The organism is Carboxylicivirga marina (assembly GCF_016612505.1).
Lineage (GTDB): Bacteria > Bacteroidota > Bacteroidia > Bacteroidales > Marinilabiliaceae > Carboxylicivirga > Carboxylicivirga marina.
In genome coordinates this window covers 1-430 of the sequence record NZ_JAENRR010000180.1, presented here as the reverse complement: position 1 = coordinate 430, position 430 = coordinate 1, and the positions used below count along the sequence as shown (strand labels likewise).

1 pseudogene is annotated in these 430 nt (G+C 37.4%); it reads right to left on the bottom strand.

Features of this window, described 5'->3' with window-relative positions:
• Window positions 1-16 precede the first annotated feature (16 nt).
• Window positions 17-430, bottom strand: a pseudogene (locus tag JIV24_RS22270) (hypothetical protein); the annotation flags it as partial.

Genomic DNA, 430 nt, shown 5'->3' with positions numbered 1-430 from the left:
GGGTGCAGTTCTCATATTACGCAGCATTTTTAGTGTAGTATACGTCAGAAAAATGTTTCCAAAAACCATCCCATCTGTTTGATTTAGCAATTGCTCTTAAATCAAGTATTGCTTGTCCTCCTTTTATAGACCAGCGTTGACCGCTACGACACATCCGTTGTTTTACAACTGATTTGCAGGCTGCCTCAATAACACCACTTCCAATTGGCCACCCTCTTTCTGAAAAGGTTGCATATTGCATAAACTTCTTATGTTTCTTGAAGTAATTCAGGTGTTTTTTTATCTCTTTCTCCGTTGTCTTGTTATATCTTTTGCGACTGAGGTAGTTTAGTACAGATTGTATAAGTTTGTCTATTCCTTGCTGGTCATCTTTGATGATACTCCTGTATTTCTTGTACCACTTATTTGCTTTATCGGAGTTTTTCTCGAA